The sequence below is a fragment of the Pseudomonas sp. lyk4-TYG-107 genome, from assembly GCF_030209055.1.
In the GTDB taxonomy this organism is placed as follows: domain Bacteria; phylum Pseudomonadota; class Gammaproteobacteria; order Pseudomonadales; family Pseudomonadaceae; genus Aquipseudomonas; species Aquipseudomonas putida_A.
This window is the reverse complement of record NZ_JARVST010000019.1, coordinates 226,820-241,638: the sequence shown is the minus strand read 5'-3', so window position 1 is coordinate 241,638 and position 14,819 is coordinate 226,820. Positions and strand designations below refer to the sequence as shown.

Below are 14,819 nucleotides of genomic sequence, written 5' to 3'. Positions count from 1 at the left end.
AACACCCCTCAATAGCCAATTTTCGTCACGTGGTTGCGTAAAAGCCCCAAGCTGGCCCTAAAATCCTCGAAAACCGAGGGAACTATTAACGTCCACCAACAGACTGAGCTGCTGTTGCGACCCTCATGCAAACGTCGCACGAAACAATTTCTACAATAAATGGAGCGCACAATGGGCAGGGCAGGCGATGAATTTGATTTCTGGTGGGGTACGTCCGGGTCGTGGGTGGAACCGCCGAATGTGCGCCGCAGCGGCACCAGTGGTGTCCAACTGATTGTTCAAGGTGACAAGACGTTTTTCGTAAAGCGCCAGACCGGCCATTTGTTCCGCAGTCTCCGTTACCCCACTGGCCGACCCACCGCATTGCGTGAAGGCGTTGCCCTTTCAAGACTCGAAGAGCTGGGCGTGAATGCGCCAAGACCGGTATTTTATGGCGCGAGAAAAGTCGACGGCGTATGGCAGGGTGTCTTGGTTACCAAAGACCTGGGCGGCTTCATCGATCTGGATACCTGGTATAGCCAGGGCGCTGCAAGCCTGTTGACCACAGAGCAACATCTGCGACTTCTTGAACGTTTGGCGCAAATGCTGGCGCGGATGCATTCGGGCAAATGGCAGCACGGTTGCATGCGTTCCAAACACATCTTTATCAAGGCGTCGATTACCGACACAGACTTCGATTTCGAACTGGCGCTGCTTGACCTGGAGAAATCTCGCGGTCGTGCTACGGCAATGGGCGCGGCGCGTCACGACATTCCTCAACTCAGACGGCATTCTTTCTGGGATGAGTCGCAGTGGCGGCATTTCCTTTCGAGCTATGAGCAAGCCCTTGGCAGAACCCTGTAAAAAGATTGTGCGGCAGTGACACCCGCTCAATCTGCGCCTGACAATAGCACCAGCGAACGCAGTCCGGGTTGGTAATGCACACACTCAGGCGTGGGGTGGCGGGCGACCGCGACAGTCGCCCGCTGGCTGCTCAGATTTGCGCCTGGCCACCGTCAACAAACAGCTCGATACCGTTGACGAAACTGGCGTCATCGGAGGCCAGGAACAACGCGGCGCTGGCAATTTCGTCAGCTTCACCGACACGCCCCATGGGGATCAGCGAGGCCATGTAGTCGAGCAAGCCCTGCTGCTGAGCGGCATCGGGGCCGGCCAATTCAACCAGGCCAGGCGTGCGGGTGGCGCCGGGGCTGATGGTGTTGATGCGCACCTGGCGGTCTTTCAAGTCCAGAATCCAGTTGCGGGCAAATGAACGCACGGCGGCTTTGGACGCGGCGTACACACTGAATGCGGCGGTGCCCGAGCTGCCCGCCGTAGAGCCGGTGAGAATCACCGAGGCTTTTTGGGCCAGCAGTGGCAGTGCCTTTTGCACAGTGAACAGCACGCCTTTTACGTTGCGATTGAAGGTGTCGTCGTACTGCTGTTCAGTGATGTCACCCAGTGGCAGCATCGATCCGCCACCCGCATTGGCGAACAGCACATCGATTCGGCCGTGGGTTGCGCCAATCTGGCGATACAACGCGTCCAACTGATCAAGGTTGGCGGAATCCACCTGAACGCCGGTGGCGTTGCCAACCGCGGCGACAGCAGCGTCCAGTTCGGCTTGACGACGGCCCGTGATATAGACGTGAGCGCCTTCCTGAGCGAAGCGTTTGGCAGTGGCCAGACCGATGCCTGAGGTGCCGCCGGTAACCAATGCAATTTTGCCTTCGAGTTTGTCAGTCATGGTGTTTCTCCCGTATTTCGATTGAGTGAGTTGCGGTGTGGGGGAAGCTTATCGACGGGAAAAAACTTTCAAAATAGAATTGTCTGAAACCTATCGTTGCAGAAATGAAATGAGCAGACTTCCGGATTTTGAAGGGTTGGCGATGTTTGCCAAGGTAGCCGAAGAGGGCTCGTTCGCCGGCGCGGCACGGGTCATGAGCGTGTCGGTGCCGACGGTATCGCGAGCTGTCGCACGGTTGGAGGAGCGTCTGGGCGGGCGCTTGTTCAACCGCACCTCGCGGCAACTGGCACTCACCGAATTCGGCGCGAGCATGGCGGCCAAGGCGGGTGAGATTTATCGGCAGGCTGAAGAGGTGGAAAGCGAGGCTCAGGATTTATCGGTCCAGCCCCGCGGCCAAGTACGCTTGGCGATACCTATGTCGTTTGGCTTGCGTTGGGTGGCACCACTGATGCCGCAGTTGCTGCGCCAGTATCCCGAGCTGTCGATTGACCTGCACCTTTCGGATGCCTCGGTTGACCTGATCGCCGATGGCTTTGATGCGGCGTTACGCATTGCCGTATTACCGGATTCCTCGCTGGTTGCACGGCGCCTGTGTGCCGTCACTCAATACCTGGTCGCCTCGCCGGCTTATCTGGACGCTTATGGCCATCCTGGCCACCCCCGCGAACTCGCGTCCCGCACGTGCCTGAGTTATGCCTACCGGGCCCGCAGCCAAGTGTGGCGGTTCACCCATAAAGACGGCAGCGAAGAAGACGTGGTGCCCAGCGGCCCGTTAAGAGTGACCAACTCGGATGCGCTATTGCCGGTGTTGCTTGAGGGCTTGGCTATCGCCGAACTCCCGGAATTTATCGCCAGCGAGTACTTGAAAGACGGGCGCTTGGTGGTGGTGTTACCGCAATGGAGCATGGCCCGTGGCGGTTTGTATTTCGTCACCCCTTCGGCACGTACCCGGCCGGTAAAAATCAAAGCGCTGTCGGACTTCTTTGCCGAGCATCTAAGCCAGCCTGAATGGCGATGGCCGTCATGAGGCGTTGGCTTTCAATTATGAAACGATGATTTTCATTAACGTCTATTTTTGAAATCAAAGGGATCTCCTAACGTGATCAGGTCAGCACCTGCAGCGTGCCCATCCCTTATGCGTTTCGGAGAAAGTCGTCATGAAAAATGCCGTGGAATTACTTCAAAACTACCTGGATGCCATCCAGACGCCGCACCTGGCGGCAGTACTTTTCGCGGAGGATGGTGTGCTGGAGTTGCCCTACCTGGAGTCGCTGGGCATTCCCCACCGTGTGCAAGGCCCCGCCGCCATTGAGAGTTTCATCGGCTCATTGCTCGGTAAAGTGCCGGACTTCAAATTTCGCAACGTTCACTTTCTGATCGACACACCCGACCAGGCGTTTGCCGAATACAGCGTAGAGGCCTTGGTGCCTGCCACTGGGCGCATCTACCGGCAAATGTACGCCGGCCGCCTGGTGGCCAAAGACGGCAAGATTCAGCTGCTGCGCGAATCTCTGGATACCGTGGCCGCTGCCAAAGCGTTCGCGCCGGTTGATTCAGAGCGAGACCAATAAATCGCGATTATCCCGGTATGGCGGGCAGGGACTGGTGCTGGCATGGATCACTTCCCTCAGTGGGCGTTCGAGCGCAGATAATGATGCAGTTCCTCACCTACCACTTCGAACGCCTTGGCGATCCGTTTGATTTTGCGCAAGTCACTGTGCATCGCGATCCACACTTCGACCTCGAAGCCGAAGCTGTCTGGCAATACGTGAATCAGCCCATGATTTCTGGCGATAGGTATCGGGCAAAGACCGAAGCCCAATCCCGCTTTCAATGCAGCCAGTTGCGCAAGGTGGTGATCCGTGGCAATCGCGAAATGCTGATCGGCTTCACACAGCCCGGCGTCGACCAAGCGACGCAAGTCAGCTGAGCGACGGTCTGGCCCGATCAGCGGCCGCTGGCGCAGCGACGTCAGGCTGACGGGCTCACCATAACGCTCCAGGCACTCGGCACTGGAATGGACGCCGATCCGCAAGCTGCCGACCCGCCGCACCACGATATCGGCCTCCATCGGACGCATCAGGCGTACGGCTATATCCGATTGCAGCCTGGCGATGTCTTCCAGTGCGTCGCCGATGCTCAATTCGAGCTTCAGTCCAGGATGGTCGTAATGGAAGTTCCGCAGTAAAGCGGGCAATACCTCCACTCCCAGCAATTCGCCACAGGTCAGCCGCACCGTGCCGTGGTCCACCGACGTTTCAGCGCTGGCCGCCCGGCTGAAGGCTTGCGCGGCGAGGTCCATGGCTTCGACATGATCGATGAGGCGCTGCGCCCCACTCGTAGGCGTCAGGCCTGAGGGCGTGCGGGTGAACAGGCTCAAGCCGAGTGTCTGCTCAAGATGATCGAGGCGTCGGCGGGCCGTGGCCTGCGCAATCCCCAACAACTTCGAGGCACCGCTCAGGCTGCCCGAGCGCAGCACCGCAAGGAACACCTGCTGGCTTTCCCATTCAAGACCGCTCATACATTCTTGACCAACAGCTGCTCCTTTTTTGCTCTTCTGCTCGAGCGTGTGAAAAGGGATCATGCGCGCCGAACTTATCCGGGCGTCATTGTAAGGAGTCAACGCATGAGATTCACCGGTCAATGTCTGTGTGGGCGCGTCAGCATCGAAATCGAGGCGCAGCAACTGCCACCGCTGTATGCCTGTCATTGTCTGAACTGTCAGCGTTGGAGCGGCAGCGCGTTCGGTCTGCACGTGCTATGCCCGGCTTCGGCAGTGCAGGTGAAGGGCGAAACGGCGACCTTTGTACGCGAATACCAAGGGCAGACCTCCACGCAACATGTCTGCGGCGAGTGCCATACCCGACTGTTCAACGAGACAACCGCCGCGCCCGGCATGCGTGTGGTGCGGGCGGGAGTATTGGAAGGTACGGAACACTTCACGCCGGTGGCGCATATCTGGACGCGACGCAAGCAACCCTGGCTGGTTCTGCCGCAAGGCGTTGCACAATGGGAGGAGAGCCCGACGCCCCAGGCGTTTGCCAGCGCACTCGGGTAAAGAAGCAAGATGGTGGCTTAACAATACTCACCAACGCTTGTACGTTGCCCCTTGGATAAGGGGGCAGCACACTTCATCTCTATTGATCGAATCAAATCATGCGTCCTCCAGCGCTGGTCAAAAAACGCTTGCTCTGGGCCATTACAGCTGCACGAGCACTGTGATGCCTTTCTTCCGTCGCGATCCTTATCAGAGTTCTTGCCCTCAGCCTGGAATGTCGGCCAAGAGCTGAGGAGCAGTTATCAGAAATGGAAATAGGATCTTAATTTTTCATACCTTTTCTGGCCGATCTCATTTCCTCTGCTAGGTTTTTCTAATGTTCAATCTGTCGCTGGAAGATTGATTCACCGAGAAACCGTCCCAAGCAAGGATGCCTTCCGTATGAACAAAACACCTTTATTCGCCAGCGGTCTGTTCGCTACCGCGGTATTGCTCGGCGCGGTTGCCGTGCAGGCACAGACCTCGCCAGTAGTACCGGTATCCGGCCCCGAAGCCGATGTGAAGGTGACCGAAACCTACGTACGGATGATGGCGCGGGAGGCTTATTTCTGGGGTTGGCCGATGGCCAATATTTATAATCGCCGCCTGAAGTTCAAGGATCTGCCGCAGGCCGGGTTGATGGGGGGCATCGTGCCCGTGGCGCCGATCAACCATCTGTCGATGCTCACCGACTACATTTCACCGGGGGAACGCCTGGTGGCTTGTCCGAACCAGGATGTGGTCTACGGTGCGGGCAGCATTGCGCTGGATATCGAACCGGTGGTGATTCAGGTCCCGAACTTTGGCGACCGGTTTTGGGTTTATCAGGTGGTGGACCTGCGCTCCGACAGCTTCGCCGAGCTAGGAAAGATGTACGCCACCAAACCGGGCTTCTATCTGTTGGTGGGGCCGGACTGGAACGGCAAGGTGCCTGAGGGCATCACCCAGGTCTTTCGTGCAAAGACCAACACCGGTTTCGTGATTCCGCGGGTCTTCCAGGACGATACGGCCGAAGATCGCAAGGCTATTCAGCACTATCTGTCGGGCATCGACATGTACCCGCTGTCCAAATACGACGGCAAACTCAAGCAGCGTGACTGGAGCCAGTCGCCGAAATTCCCCGCCGAGGCGGCGGGTGACGAGGAAACGCGTTGGGTGCTCCCGGAAAAGTTCTTCGATGAGCTGCCGGCGATTCTCAAGGACGCCAAACCGCTGCCGGGAGAAGAGGCGCGCTATGCGCAATTGGCGGTGCTGGCACAAATCGCCCAGCGCGATCCCGAGCTGAAAAAAGCCATGATCGACGAGGCGCAAAAGTCTGATGCAGACGTGGTCAAGCCGTTGTTGCAGTTCCGCAACTACGGGAAGCAATTGCCCAATCACTGGAGCACCATCGATAACGGCGCAGCGTTTGGCACCGACTACTTCCTGCGCACGGCGGTTGCCCGGTCAAACATCTTCGTCAACAAACAGATCGAGACCAAGTACTTCTATCAGGATCTGGACGAGTCCGGCGTCCGACTCAACGGCGCGCAGCGCTACAGCGTGACCTTCCCCAAAGGCGCGCTGCCACCGGTCAAGGGTTTCTGGTCGCTGACGCTGTACAACCAGCAGCATTTCTTCGCCGAAAACTCGTTGGGGCGTTATTCCCTCGGCACCAAGAACAAGTCGCTCAAGACCAACGCCGATGGCTCGCTGACACTCTACGTGCAGAGTGACTCACCAGGGGCGAACAAGGAAAGTAACTGGCTCCCGGCGCCGAAGGGCGCGGACTTCTCGCTCTATGTTCGCGCCTACTGGCCGGAAGCGGCCGCGATGAATGGCCAGTGGACGCCACCGGCGGTGGTCAAGGTCAACTGAACCGATTTCCAACTGCGTTCATAAGGACAGCCCATGAACCGTTTGCGCACCTCACTGACGGCCCTGGCCGTAAGCCTCTCCCTAAGCGGCCTCGCCGATGCCGCGACGCGCTATGAAGAACTGGCCAATCAGCCTTTTGAAAAAGGCTTCCCGACCGAAGCGACCGCACGCAGCCTCATTGACGAACTGGTGTTCCAGCGCGCCGTGCAGTCGTATCTGTGGGCTCTGCCGGCGATCAATATCTGGTCGATGAAGGAAGCGTCGGAGAAGCAGTTCGGCGCGGGCTACAACATCCTGCCGACCTGGAAAAAACGCATCAACGCCAAGACTCTGGTAACCACACCAAATTCCGACCTGGTCTACGCCATGAGCTATCTGGATCTGGCGAAGTACGGCCCGTTGGTGGTTGAAGCACCGCCCGGTGTGCAGGGCATGTTCGATGACTTCTTCCAGCGCCCGATTGTCGGGCCGACCATCGACGGCAGAACCTGGCGCGGTGACGTTGGCCTGGCGGGTCCCGACAAAGGCAAGGGCGGCACCTATGTGCTGCTCCCACCTGATTACACAGGGCCGGAGCCGACCGAGGGATTCGTCTATCGCTCGCGCACCAACAACGTGTTCCTGTTCTGGCGGACCTTTTTCAAGGATCCGAAAGACCTCAGCGTGCCGGTAGCCGAAGTCGAGCGTACGAAGATTTATCCGCTGGGCAAGAAGGACTCGGCCCTGCCGATGCAATTCCCCGACGCCACCGGCGCACCGATCAACATGCTGTTCCCCGAAGACGGTCGCTACTTCGACATGCTCTCGCGTTTCATCGACGCCGAAGCCGTCGATCCGGCGGACATGGACATGCGCGGCTTCCTGCACACCCTAGGCATCGAGAAGGGCAAGCCCTTTGCCCCGGATGCCGAACGACGCAAGCTGCTGGATGACGCCGCGCGTACCGCGTTCAAGATGAGCAAGGTGGTGACCAGTCACCTGCTGTACAAAGAGCCGGGGGGGCTGTACTACAAGGATCGCCAATACGTGAACACCTTTGCCGGGGAGAACACCGAGTTTCAATCCAGCGGCAGTTTCACCAATCTTGAGCAGCGCGTGGCGTTCTTCACCTCGGCCTATTCCGACAGCCCGGGCATGGTCATGAACATGGTCGGCGCCGGCGCCAAGTATCCCGCCACCACCCGCGACGCCGAGGGCAAGTTCCTCGACGGCGCCCAGACCTACAAGCTCAACCTCCCGGCCAATGTCCCGGCGGCGTTGTTCTGGTCGGTCACCGCCTACGACAACCTCACGGCATCGGGCCTGGACAACGGCCAGCCGTTCCCGTCCCTCAATCAAATGGATAAACCGGCGCAAAACAGCGACGGCTCCACCGACATTTACTTCGGGCCGACATCGCCGGGCGAGGGCAAGAACTGGATCAAGACCGTACCGGAGAAAGGCTTCCTGGTGATCGTGCGGTTGTATGGGCCGAAGCAGGCGTTTTTTGACCAGAGCTGGAAGCCAAGTGATCTGATCAAACAATAGAAGCTCCCCAGACGTGAACAATTGGACCCTGCGCCTTCAGTACGCCTGGTGAAATGGAGGGCAAATCGATGCAATCGATAAGGATTCGATCAAGTCTGACACTCTGCGGGGCGGTGCTCAGTGGCTTGGCCTGTGCCGCCAGCCCTCTGCCGAAACTGGGTTCCCCGTCAGTTGCAGGGGCCAGGGTCGATCCGGAAAAATGCCAACAGCTACAACAGGACTTCGACATTGACCTGAAAGAAGTGGTCAAGGCCGGCTGCGAACCGTCCACCGAACAGATATCCAGACTGATGGACAACCCGGTGGGCAACCTTGTTCTGCTTTTCAACCAGTACGATTACACCGCGCTCAAAGGTCCGCACAGCAACGGCACACGGATGCTCGGTAAATACAGTTTCATGCCGACCTTTCCGATCTCTCTTGGCGAAGACTGGAACCTGATCAACCGCCTGCCGATCAGCTACGTCAGCGCCCCGGTCAACCGCAAGGCCGGTAACCTGATTGGCATGGGTCCCAACGAGATTCTGCACGATCGCGGTGACTTCACCTCGGTCGTGCAGGACCCGTTCGACCGCACCAGCGGTTTCGGCGACCTGGCCTACGTCGGTGTGTTTTCGCCCAAGGAGCCGATCCGCTTTGACGGGGGTGGCAAGATGGTCTGGGGGTTCGGCCCGACCGCGATGTTTCCGACTGCTGAAGAAGACGTGCTCGGTACGGGCAAATATTCGCTGGGCCCGGCGTTCGTCGCCGCGTACCTCGGCCCGGACTGGACCCTTGGCGTGTTCCCGCAGCACTGGTGGTCGGTTGGCGGTGATAGCAAGCGCAAGGACGTCAGCCTGACCAATGTGCAGTATTTCATTCAGCGGGCGATTCCAGGGCCGGAACAGTGGCGCATCGGCATGACCCCCAACGTCACGGTCAACTGGAAGGCCGAGGGCGGCAACAAAGTCACGTTTCCCATCGGGATCGGCGCTGGGCGAATCTTCAATTTCGGCAAGTTGCCGGTGAGGGTTTCCGGGGAGATTCAGTACTCGGCGATTCATCCGGATGACCTGATCAGCAGCCGCTGGAATTTCCGGCTGTCGTTCATTCCGGTCATACCTACCTTTATGTTTTGAAGATTACCCCAAGCCGGGGGTGCATGCGGGGGTATCAGAGCGGAGGGAGCGTGGGGCAGGGCGGAGTCGCGGTTGCGGCATTGGCTCAATCGCCGAGAGTAAGGACTGTCGTTTGGCTACAACAGGCGCTGGTGCGTGCTCAGCACATAAGTCACGCACCAGACTCGTTTGAATAATTACCACTGACCGCTTCCGAGGCAGGCGATTATTTCCCAGCCACTGAATTCCCACCAGGAATAGCGCTCATCAGAGCAGCTTCTGGCCAGGCTGGCCGTCTGGATTTCTCCGGCTTTTCGCTGGGTTGCGAAAGGCGTGTCAATCGAGGCGGTCGCCTGCTTGACCGTCTGTGGAGCACTGATGGTCGTTGGATGAACGGCAGCGTTTGTGACCGTTGCGGCGAGAGCGAGTGTCGCGGCGATGGCCAGGGTAGTCATGGACTTTTTCATGTTCGAATCCTTTCAGTTAGCTGACAGCGGGCTTAAACATTGGCCCCGACCTGCCTTCTGAACAGATCGGGCATTCGCGTAATGTCACGCCAGAAAAGCCTATCACTGCGCTATCTGCGGAACAGTCGCACAACTGTGCTATTGACAGTTTTGAACCGTTGGTATTTACAGCGCCGCAACTGATGCAGCGCTCCATTCCATGATGTTATTGCTGCAAATCATGCATTAATGTCGTGCAGTCAGCCCGTCTTGTTCGTCGGCAAGTCAGTTCTCACACTAGCGGCATCTGTTTGGAAGACTTCTGACCTTAGAGGAAACGACCATGGTATCCGCTATCCGCTTTAATCAGTTCGGCGCGCCTGATGTGTTGAGTCTGGAAACGTTGAGCGAACAATTGCCCGGGCCAGGTGAGGTCTGGATTGAACAGGACGCCATCGGGGTCAACTTCCTCGATGTGACTCAACGCAAGGGTGCGGTGCCTGTTGCGCTGCCATCCGGACTCGGATTGGAGGGGGCCGGGCGAGTCGTCACCGTGGGTGAGGGCGTCAGCAATGTGCACGTTGGTGATAGGGTCGCTTATGCTACTGGGCCCATTGGCTCATATGCTTCGGCCCGACTTTATCCAGCCGAGCGACTGGTGAAGATACCCGACGCCTTGTCGTTCGATGATGCCGCAGCTGTCATGTTCAAAGGCATCACTGCGCAGTACCTGTTAAAAACCACCTATCCAGTGGCACAGGGCACCACAGTTCTCATCTATGGCGTGGCTGGAGGATTGGGGGAAATCATGGTGCCATGGGCCAAGCACTTGGGGGCGACAGTGATTGGTGTGGTTTCAAAACTGGCCAGCGTCGAAAAAGCGCTGAGATCCGGTTGTGATGAGGTGTTGGTATTCAATGCCGACAACCTGGCGTCTGAGGTCAGCCGTCTGACCCAGGGCAGAAAGGTTGACGTGGTCTACGACCCTATTGGCCGTGCGTCTTTCCAGGCGTCTTTGGATAGTCTCCGGCCACGCGGGCTGATGGTTTCGTTCGGGGCCTCGTCAGGTGCGCCCTCGGCTGTAGAACTGTCGACGCTCAATGCTAAAGGCTCGCTGTTCCTCACACGTCCTTCACTGGCAGCACACACCGCCAGTGCCTGTGAGTACCAGGTACGGGCGCAGGATGTGCTGGCCGCCATAGGCGCAGGTATTATCAAGCCCAGGATTTGGGCCAGCTACGCTCTGAAAGATGCATCGCAGGCGCATACGGCATTGGAGTCGGGGCAGTCATCGGGGGCGATCATTCTAAAACCATGAATCTTGATGTTCTGAATAGTCAGCACAGTGACGAAATCGCTGCGTTTCTGGCCGTTGCCTCCCAAGGCTCGTTTGTCGCTGCAGGTCGGCTCCTGCAGCGACACCCAACCGTCGTATCGAAACGACTGGCCGCCATGGAAAAGCGCCTCGGTGTGCGTCTCGTCGAGCGTTCAACCCGTCAGGTTCGAATTACGCCAGTAGGTGCCAAGCTTGAGCAGCATCTGCGCTCGGCCATCAACCTGATGAATGAAGCGCAACAGCAGGCGACGCAAGGTGCCAGCGAAGTTCGAGGAACGTTGCGGCTTGCACTGCCGGCAGCCATGGGACGGCGCTGGCTTGGTCCGATGTTGCCGGAGTTTCTCAAGGAACATCCGCACGTTTCGATCCTCGCAGACTATAGCGAACGCCTGGTGGACATCATCGACGAAGGATTCGACGCTGCGATCCGAATCGGAGAACTGGAAGACAACCGACTGATCGCCAAACGGTTAAGTGACCACCGCCGGATCCTCGGCGCTTCGCCCGCTTACATAGAAAAGCATGGCATGCCCGACCATCCACACGACCTGATCAAGCACAATTGCCTTCGCTTTAGTGGCCTTGCGTCTTTTCCGCAATGGAGGCTTTTTCGCGGCAGCGAGTTGCAAACAATCGCGCCAAAAGGAAACCTCACGGCCAACGACAGCGAATCGTTACTTGCCGCCGCTTGCGCTGATTCAGGGATACTCGGCGCAGGCGAATGGCTGATGCGCCATGACATTGCTGCAGGAAAATTGCTTCACGTTCTTCCGGACTGGCAACTCGACACCGCTGGTGGGGTTTACCTGGTCAGGCCGTCAGCCAAGTTTCCCAGCGCCGTGGTAATAGCTTTCAAACAGTGGATCGAGTCAAAGTTTACCCCTGCGCCTCCATGGGCTATTTGCCGGCCTGATTGAAATCCACTTCAAAAATTGCTGGCCTCTTGGTTAAACGCTCTCCAACTCTAAATAATCTGAACCCCGCCCGAACGCCCACGCCTAACGATCAGCTTGTGTTCATTCGCACAGGCCCGGTGCCAATACCGGCACATTCCGAGAGGTGGTCAACGTGGCTAAAGACGAGAAGAAAAGCAAAAAAGACGACGCTTCGAAAGCCAGCAAGGACTTGAAAGACAAAAAGTCTTCGCCGGAAAAGAAATCAGCGGCAGCTTCGGCGCTTTCCAAGTCTTCCGACAAGAAAGACAAGAAGAAAGACGCCGAACCGAAAAAGTCTGCGAAAAAAGCCGATAGCAAGCCGGAAAAGGCCAAGGATGCAAAGAAGGCTGACAAGCCGGCGAAAAAGAAGAAGTAAAACCTGCGACTCGCCAGGGCTTTACGCCCTGGCATCCCTCAGATCGTTGTTCAAGCCGTTTCTTCAACCCTGCGTACGTCCCCCAGCGAATCACGCTGCATCGACTGCAGGTTTTTCTCGATGGTTTCGCACAGGGCTTCCATCTGGATTTGGTGCTCGCTATGGCGAAACGGGCTTTGCAGGTCAGTACCGATGCGTTCGATGGCTAGCAGCATGAAGCCCACCACCGTCGAGGCCAGCGGGGTGAACCAACCCAGCGATTCCACCAGCCCCACCGGCACAATCAGGCAGAACAGCGAGATAAACAGGCGCGGGAAATACACGTAGGGGTAGGGCAGCGGAGTATTGGCGATCCGTTCCATCCCGCCCTGGCTGTTGGACAGATCGACCATCGTCGATTCCAGCCGTGCCAGCCGAATGCTGTCCAGGCGCCCGGCCTTGTATTCCCTGGCCAGCAACGCCGCGGAACCGGTGAGGATGTCGTTGGCAAAGTTGTTGGTGGTGCCGCTGCGGGCGAACTCATCCGCCGGGATGAACGCGCGGACTTCCTCCGGGCAAGGCTGACCCTGCAGATGCGCCGCGAGGCAATTGACGTACGCCACATGGCGGCGCAACAGCGTCGCCTTCACCGGGTTCACTTCGTTGTCGGGATCATCCAGCAGCGTCAGCACCTGCCGGGCGAAGCTGCGCGAGCTGTTGATCATCATGCCCCACAGCGTGCGCGCCTCCCACCAACGGTTGTAGGCGCTGCTGTTGCGGAAACTGATCAGCACCACCAGCGCTGAACCGAGCAGCGTCAGCGGCATCAGCGGCAGGTTGATCTTGGCGTTCAGGAACAACATGAAGTCGACGGTGACGGCGATGTCCCAGAGCAACAACCAGAACAGCGACCAGCCCACGTAGCCCATGGTCTTGATGATCAAACGGTATTTTTTGACGATGGCTGCTTTCAAACGGAAACCTCGTGGCGAGCGGTAAGCGTTAACGCCCTAGCTCCGACGCTGGTTCGGGGGTAAAGGTTCGGTGTCGAGTGAGCTTCTTGGTTACGACAATTTTCAGGCAATAAAAAACCCGGTCATTACGCCGGGTTTTTTATTGCCTGCAGTTCTGCCAGAAGTCAGAGCGAGGCTTTCACCTGCAAGCCAAACACCAACGCATTGTCGATGTCCTGCCCGGAAAACGCGCCCGGTTCGATGATGTATTGCATGTTCGGGCGCAGCGTCAGCCACGGCGTGGCCTGATAGCCGTAGCCGAGTTCGATCAACTGCTCGCCACTGTCCAGGTTCGGGAACTGCGTGCCATTGGCCATGGCAGCGTCCTGTTGCACGTCGCGGCTGCGCGAGTTAGGCACGGCGCGGCCGTAGCCCAGAGCGACGGTGTCACGCGGGCGACCTTCGAACGGTTTGTACAGCACCAGACCGGTGCCGTACCACTTGCTGAATGGCGAAGCCGCTTCGCTGGCCGCCGAGTATTGGCCGAACGCATGCAGGCTGCGGCCCTCGGACGTTGGCGAACTCCATACGGCCTGATCGATCAGCAGGTAGTGACCGCCACGGCCGGAGACTTCCTTGTCGCTGCCGACGCGTTTCACGTCGGAGCTGTCGTAGTAGTAACCGAGCTTGTATTCGCCAGGCAATTGGCCCGCGTGCTTGTACACCAGCTCGATCGGCACCACGGTGCCGGTGGTGTGTTTCGGGCCCAGATGCCAGGCACGGCTGGAGTTGCCGTTGCTTTCCGGATCGACGTTGAACGCGGCCACGCGCAGTTGCCAGGACGGCGAAAAGTCGTATTTCACCCGCACGCCCAGGTGTGCGTTCGGGTAATTGGTCCAGCCGCTGCCGCCGGACATGTTCAGCGGATGGCCGCAGAAACCGGCGTTCATGAAGTTGCACAGAATGCCGCTGTCGAGGCCGCCGAGGTCGTTGCCCATGGCCATGTAACCCAGCTTCACGTTGAGCGCCGGGGTGAACAGGCTGCGCTCATAGCTCAGTTCGGTCAGGCGGGTGTAGAGGCCGCCGTAGTTTTCCTGGATCGGCAGACGGTTGCCAACCAGATCTTCCGAGGCGCTGTTGCCGCGGCGGTCGTTGATGGTCAGCTGAACCTTGCCGGCGTTCTCTACGCCATACAACTTGCTCAGGTCGAACTGCGCGCCGAGCTTGATGTTCTGCGAGTAACGGCCGGAACGGTGCAGGCCGCCATCGGCGTTGTAAGCCATTTCGCCGGTGTAATCGCCGGTGAACTTGATCCCGTCCTGGTCCATCTGGTGGCGCAGGCCACCCCAGTCACCGGTCAGGGTGTTGCGGGTCAACAGGTTCGAATCGGTATCGGCGAAGGCGGGCAGGGTGGTGCAGGTCAGGCCCAACAGCACGCCGTTGACCCAGCCGTTACGAGTAAAACCAAACATGGAGATCTTCCTGCTCAAAGCGGTAGCAATATCGGAAAGCGGCGCGGCACCCTCAGGTGCCGCGCGCAAAAAGAAAGC

15 protein-coding genes are annotated in these 14,819 nt (G+C 58.3%); 10 read left to right on the top strand and 5 right to left on the bottom strand.

Annotated features, from left to right (window positions below; genetic code table 11):
- Positions 1-171: 171 nt before the first annotated feature.
- On the top strand, positions 172-843 hold the full coding sequence (locus QRN61_RS16380) for a lipopolysaccharide kinase InaA family protein (RefSeq protein WP_285374196.1): 672 nt from the start codon (positions 172-174) through the stop codon (positions 841-843).
- Between the two features lie 130 nt (positions 844-973).
- Here QRN61_RS16380 and QRN61_RS16375 read toward each other — a convergent pair whose 3' ends face one another.
- On the bottom strand, positions 974-1,726 hold the full coding sequence (locus QRN61_RS16375) for an SDR family NAD(P)-dependent oxidoreductase (protein WP_285374195.1): 753 nt from the start codon (positions 1,724-1,726) through the stop codon (positions 974-976).
- A 109-nt stretch (positions 1,727-1,835) separates the two neighbouring features.
- On the opposite strand from QRN61_RS16375, the gene QRN61_RS16370 reads away from it, so the two are divergent.
- Complete coding sequence (locus QRN61_RS16370; protein WP_285374194.1) at positions 1,836-2,753, top strand: LysR family transcriptional regulator; 918 nt, start codon at positions 1,836-1,838, stop codon at positions 2,751-2,753.
- Between the two features lie 130 nt (positions 2,754-2,883).
- On the top strand, positions 2,884-3,297 hold the full coding sequence (locus QRN61_RS16365) for a nuclear transport factor 2 family protein (RefSeq protein WP_285374193.1): 414 nt from the start codon (positions 2,884-2,886) through the stop codon (positions 3,295-3,297).
- A gap of 56 nt (positions 3,298-3,353) precedes the next feature.
- On the opposite strand, the gene QRN61_RS16360 is transcribed toward QRN61_RS16365, so the two are convergent.
- Positions 3,354-4,310: a LysR family transcriptional regulator gene (locus QRN61_RS16360; RefSeq protein ID WP_285374192.1), complete on the bottom strand. Its 957-nt coding sequence runs from the start codon at positions 4,308-4,310 to the stop codon at positions 3,354-3,356.
- A 42-nt stretch (positions 4,311-4,352) separates the two neighbouring features.
- Between QRN61_RS16360 and QRN61_RS16355 the strand changes: the two genes are divergently transcribed.
- From QRN61_RS16355 to QRN61_RS16340, 4 genes are all read left to right on the top strand, one after another.
- Positions 4,353-4,784, top strand: coding sequence for a GFA family protein (locus tag QRN61_RS16355; protein WP_285374191.1), 432 nt, complete (start codon positions 4,353-4,355; stop codon positions 4,782-4,784).
- A gap of 381 nt (positions 4,785-5,165) precedes the next feature.
- Positions 5,166-6,620, top strand: coding sequence for a DUF1254 domain-containing protein (locus tag QRN61_RS16350; RefSeq protein WP_285374190.1), 1,455 nt, complete (start codon positions 5,166-5,168; stop codon positions 6,618-6,620).
- Between the two features lie 33 nt (positions 6,621-6,653).
- Positions 6,654-8,147, top strand: coding sequence for a DUF1254 domain-containing protein (locus tag QRN61_RS16345; protein WP_183779744.1), 1,494 nt, complete (start codon positions 6,654-6,656; stop codon positions 8,145-8,147).
- A 68-nt stretch (positions 8,148-8,215) separates the two neighbouring features.
- Positions 8,216-9,265: a hypothetical protein gene (locus QRN61_RS16340; RefSeq protein ID WP_285374189.1), complete on the top strand. Its 1,050-nt coding sequence runs from the start codon at positions 8,216-8,218 to the stop codon at positions 9,263-9,265.
- 176 nt (positions 9,266-9,441) lie between these two features.
- Here QRN61_RS16340 and QRN61_RS16335 read toward each other — a convergent pair whose 3' ends face one another.
- On the bottom strand, positions 9,442-9,711 hold the full coding sequence (locus QRN61_RS16335; RefSeq protein ID WP_096796008.1) for a hypothetical protein: 270 nt from the start codon (positions 9,709-9,711) through the stop codon (positions 9,442-9,444).
- A 322-nt stretch (positions 9,712-10,033) separates the two neighbouring features.
- Here QRN61_RS16335 and QRN61_RS16330 point away from each other — a divergent pair, with 322 nt between their 5' ends.
- The 3 genes from QRN61_RS16330 to QRN61_RS16320 all read left to right on the top strand — a co-directional run bounded on the left by QRN61_RS16330 (position 10,034) and on the right by QRN61_RS16320 (position 12,337).
- Positions 10,034-11,008, top strand: coding sequence for a quinone oxidoreductase family protein (locus tag QRN61_RS16330; protein ID WP_285374188.1), 975 nt, complete (start codon positions 10,034-10,036; stop codon positions 11,006-11,008).
- Positions 11,005-11,943 (top strand): LysR family transcriptional regulator, encoded by a 939-nt coding sequence (locus QRN61_RS16325; protein ID WP_096796010.1) that lies wholly within the window; start codon positions 11,005-11,007, stop codon positions 11,941-11,943. Before QRN61_RS16330 ends, QRN61_RS16325 begins: the two co-directional genes overlap by 4 nt.
- A gap of 151 nt (positions 11,944-12,094) precedes the next feature.
- Positions 12,095-12,337, top strand: a complete 243-nt coding sequence (locus tag QRN61_RS16320) for a hypothetical protein (protein ID WP_103367089.1) — start codon at positions 12,095-12,097, stop codon at positions 12,335-12,337.
- Between the two features lie 50 nt (positions 12,338-12,387).
- Here QRN61_RS16320 and QRN61_RS16315 read toward each other — a convergent pair whose 3' ends face one another.
- Both QRN61_RS16315 and QRN61_RS16310 read right to left on the bottom strand, forming a co-directional pair.
- A complete protein-coding gene (locus QRN61_RS16315) occupies positions 12,388-13,290 on the bottom strand; it encodes a bestrophin family protein (protein WP_285374187.1) in 903 nt (300 codons plus the stop codon).
- Positions 13,291-13,454: 164 nt separating this feature from the next.
- Positions 13,455-14,741 carry a carbohydrate porin gene (locus QRN61_RS16310; RefSeq protein WP_285374186.1) on the bottom strand — a complete coding sequence of 429 codons (1,287 nt, stop codon included), beginning with the start codon at positions 14,739-14,741 and terminating at the stop codon, positions 13,455-13,457.
- Between the last annotated feature and the right edge of the window lie 78 nt (positions 14,742-14,819).

Coding starts and splice junctions, on each gene's coding strand:
- QRN61_RS16380 (WP_285374196.1), top strand. CDS start 172: ATGGGCAGGGCAGGCGATGAATTTGATTTCTGGTGGGGTACGTCCGGG.
- QRN61_RS16350 (WP_285374190.1), top strand. CDS start 5,166: ATGAACAAAACACCTTTATTCGCCAGCGGTCTGTTCGCTACCGCGGTA.
- QRN61_RS16370 (WP_285374194.1), top strand. CDS start 1,836: ATGAGCAGACTTCCGGATTTTGAAGGGTTGGCGATGTTTGCCAAGGTA.
- QRN61_RS16325 (WP_096796010.1), top strand. CDS start 11,005: ATGAATCTTGATGTTCTGAATAGTCAGCACAGTGACGAAATCGCTGCG.
- QRN61_RS16340 (WP_285374189.1), top strand. CDS start 8,216: ATGCAATCGATAAGGATTCGATCAAGTCTGACACTCTGCGGGGCGGTG.
- QRN61_RS16375 (WP_285374195.1), bottom strand. CDS start 1,726: ATGACTGACAAACTCGAAGGCAAAATTGCATTGGTTACCGGCGGCACC.
- QRN61_RS16365 (WP_285374193.1), top strand. CDS start 2,884: ATGAAAAATGCCGTGGAATTACTTCAAAACTACCTGGATGCCATCCAG.
- QRN61_RS16360 (WP_285374192.1), bottom strand. CDS start 4,310: ATGATCCCTTTTCACACGCTCGAGCAGAAGAGCAAAAAAGGAGCAGCT.
- QRN61_RS16310 (WP_285374186.1), bottom strand. CDS start 14,741: ATGTTTGGTTTTACTCGTAACGGCTGGGTCAACGGCGTGCTGTTGGGC.
- QRN61_RS16355 (WP_285374191.1), top strand. CDS start 4,353: ATGAGATTCACCGGTCAATGTCTGTGTGGGCGCGTCAGCATCGAAATC.
- QRN61_RS16335 (WP_096796008.1), bottom strand. CDS start 9,711: ATGAAAAAGTCCATGACTACCCTGGCCATCGCCGCGACACTCGCTCTC.
- QRN61_RS16330 (WP_285374188.1), top strand. CDS start 10,034: ATGGTATCCGCTATCCGCTTTAATCAGTTCGGCGCGCCTGATGTGTTG.
- QRN61_RS16345 (WP_183779744.1), top strand. CDS start 6,654: ATGAACCGTTTGCGCACCTCACTGACGGCCCTGGCCGTAAGCCTCTCC.